The sequence below is a fragment of the Rhodococcus sp. NPDC059968 genome (genome assembly GCF_042738615.1).
Classification (GTDB): domain Bacteria; phylum Actinomycetota; class Actinomycetes; order Mycobacteriales; family Mycobacteriaceae; genus Rhodococcus_F.
This window is the reverse complement of the sequence record NZ_JBHWUE010000241.1, coordinates 1-2,543: the sequence shown is the minus strand read 5'-3', so window position 1 is coordinate 2,543 and position 2,543 is coordinate 1. Positions and strand designations below refer to the sequence as shown.

The following is a 2,543-nucleotide window of genomic DNA, read 5'->3' as shown; positions in this document are numbered from 1 at the left end:
TCCGCGGTCTCTTCGCTACTCAATGCTTCCTACTCCGAACTCGCCCTCGAACCTCACTGATTACGGACACCGATTGTGTCTCAGACCAGGTTGACAGAGAGGGATTTCGGATGTCACGGACTACGCCCACCTAACCGGGGCGGATGTCGAGGCGCTGTGCGTCGAGTTCGACGCGATCCGGCGTGATATCGAAGCGTCGCGCGGCGAGCGTGATTCCCAGTACATCCGCAACGCGATCCGGCTGCAGCGGTCCCTCGAAACCGGCGGTCGCGCGGTGTTGTTCGCGAGTGTGTTTCCGCCGGCCTGGGTTGCTGGCACGGCGCTGCTCGGCACCGCCAAGATCGTCGAGAACATGGAGCTCGGCCACAACGTGTTGCACGGTCAGTGGGATTGGATGAACGATCCGGAGATCCACTCGTCGTCGTGGGAGTGGGACATCGCCGGCGTGTCGGCGCATTGGAAGCAGACACACAACCACATCCATCACAAGTACACCAATGTGCTCGGGATGGACGACGACGTGGGTTACGGCCTGCTGCGGGTCACCCGCGATCAGCGCTGGCACCCGTGGAGCGTCGGCAATCCGCTCTACAACCTGCTGTTGCAGTTGTTCTTCGAGTACGGGGTGGCGTTCCAGCACTTGGAGCTGGGTAAGGTGGCCGAGGGCGGTGTCGATCGTGTCGAGTTCACGCGCAGATGCCGCGAGGTGGCCGGGAAGGTCGGCAGGCAGATCGCCAAGGACTATGTTCTCTACCCGGCCCTGACCGGCCCGGCGTTTCTGCCCACGTTCACCGCGAACCTGACGGCGAACATGATCCGCAATGTCTGGACCAACATGGTCATCTTCTGCGGGCATTTCCCCGACGGCGCGGAGAAGTTCACCGAGGCCGACGTGGAGGACGAAACGCGGGGGCAGTGGTATCTGCGGCAGATGCTCGGCAGCGCGAATTTCGAGGCGGGGCCGGTCATGGAGTTCATGAGCGGGAACCTCTGTTACCAGATCGAGCATCACCTGTTCCCCGATTTGCCGAGCAGCCGGCTGCGCGAGATTTCCGTGCGCGTTCGGGCGCTGTGCGAGAGGTACGACCTGCCCTACACGACCGGTTCGCTGCCCTCGCAGTACCTGAAGTCGTGGCGCACCATCGCGAAGCTGGCGTTGCCGAACAAGTTCCTCGCGGCGACCGCCGACGACGCACCCGAGACGGCGTCGGAACGCAGGTTCACCGATCCGCGGCCGCGGATCGACCCGGTCACGGGCACGCGCCGCGGGCTGTTGACAGCGATTCGCGCTGGTGCGGGAGTCTGACATCGCCAGGGCGTCACTCGAACACCGGCGACCTCGCCGATCCATTTTGAGTATCTCGGCGCGGCAGTGCCCATCACCTGTTCGCACCCGAACAACCCGCCCTCGACTGGGCTAACCACGAAGTACGAGCCGAATTCGTCGACGTCCTACGATTCTGGTTCGACCGCGGCGTCGACGGAATCCGTATCGACGCGGTATCAGCCATGGCCAAGGTTCCCGGACTGCCCGACGCGGGTCACGCGACGGGAGCCCGTTTCGAATCCAACAGTGGGACGCCAATCCCCAGTGTGACGTCGACGACCTGGCTGCGGGCAGGCCGGTCGTCGACCATGCCTTGACCGAGGGCCTCGGTGCCGGCTGGCGCACCGCGATCGACGCCGGGGTGGCCGCCCGGCCGCGCCGCCGACTTCCGTTCGCCCCCATCCTGTTGAGGCCGTTCTTCGTCCGTCGCCATGATGTCGAGCGGGTGGCGAACATCAGCTACGGCGACGCGGGTAAGCGAAACCTGCTCGACGTGTACCGCCCTCGCTCGCATCCGTGGAGCGGTCCCACGCTGGTCTACTTCCACGGCGGCGGGTACTTCAGCGGCAGAAAGGATGCCGCGGTGGCAGCAGGGGCGGCGCACCGAGATCCTCGCAGCAGTGCGCGTCACGCCACGTCGACGGTGGCGGTGTCCGCGGTCAGCACGTCGGTGAGGAAGGACGTCGGGACGGGGGCCCAGTCGGGCGGGCACCGGCCGGCGAGCTGGTCGTCGCGCAGGTCCACGACGAGTTCGCGGACGGAGGGCGGGCTGTCGAGCAGGTAGCGGGTCATGCCGAGCTCTGCGCACTGCGCCGCGATCGAGGCGAGCAGCCCCTTCGCCTCGTCGGTGCGCCCTGCCGCCGTCAGACAGACGACGAACAGGCGCTTGGCCTGCAGCAGGGCCCTGCGCCGTCCCGAGTCCTCGAGCATGTTCACCCATTCTTGTGCCCAGGTGCAGGCGAGCCGGGTGGGTTCGGGGGAGTCTTCCGCGATCAGCAGCCTGATGGCGGTGTCTTCCTCGAGCTGCGCGGTGATCGCGTCGACGCCTTCGACCGGGCGGCGGCGCGTCGCGTACTCGGCGCGGGACGGCGGTTCGAGGCCGACAGTCGGGGGCAGGCCCATTGAATCGCCCTGGATCGAGTGGAGACTCCGGTTCAGGCCACCTCGGGGGTTGAGGCAGCCGGGGGACGCTGTTCACGATAGCGGGTCTCGTACC

The 2,543-nt window shown here is 66.3% G+C and carries 3 protein-coding genes and 1 pseudogene; 2 read left to right on the top strand and 2 right to left on the bottom strand.

Going from position 1 to position 2,543, the window contains the following annotated elements:
• The first annotated feature begins 103 nt into the window (after positions 1-103).
• The gene (locus tag ACFWAY_RS53465; RefSeq protein WP_378516500.1) at positions 104-1,306 is read left to right on the top strand and encodes a fatty acid desaturase family protein; all 1,203 of its coding nucleotides are present in this window, start codon (positions 104-106) and stop codon (positions 1,304-1,306) included.
• A 74-nt stretch (positions 1,307-1,380) separates the two neighbouring features.
• A pseudogene (locus tag ACFWAY_RS53460) lies at positions 1,381-1,542 on the top strand (alpha-amylase family glycosyl hydrolase); the annotation flags it as partial.
• Here the strand turns inward: ACFWAY_RS53460 and ACFWAY_RS53455 are convergent.
• Together ACFWAY_RS53455 and ACFWAY_RS53450 are read right to left on the bottom strand one after the other, a co-directional pair.
• Positions 1,542-1,760, bottom strand: a complete 219-nt coding sequence (locus ACFWAY_RS53455) for a hypothetical protein (protein ID WP_378458219.1) — start codon at positions 1,758-1,760, stop codon at positions 1,542-1,544. The pseudogene ACFWAY_RS53460 and the gene ACFWAY_RS53455 overlap by 1 nt on opposite strands.
• 194 nt (positions 1,761-1,954) lie before the next feature.
• Positions 1,955-2,449 carry a hypothetical protein gene (locus ACFWAY_RS53450; RefSeq protein ID WP_378516499.1) on the bottom strand — a complete coding sequence of 165 codons (495 nt, stop codon included), beginning with the start codon at positions 2,447-2,449 and terminating at the stop codon, positions 1,955-1,957.
• Between the last annotated feature and the right edge of the window lie 94 nt (positions 2,450-2,543).

What these genes read in the sequence shown, in the direction of transcription:
- ACFWAY_RS53455 (WP_378458219.1), bottom strand. Translation starts at nt 1,760, where the DNA reads ATGGCGACGGACGAAGAACGGCCTCAACAGGATGGGGGCGAACGGAAG.
- ACFWAY_RS53450 (WP_378516499.1), bottom strand. Translation starts at nt 2,449, where the DNA reads ATGGGCCTGCCCCCGACTGTCGGCCTCGAACCGCCGTCCCGCGCCGAG.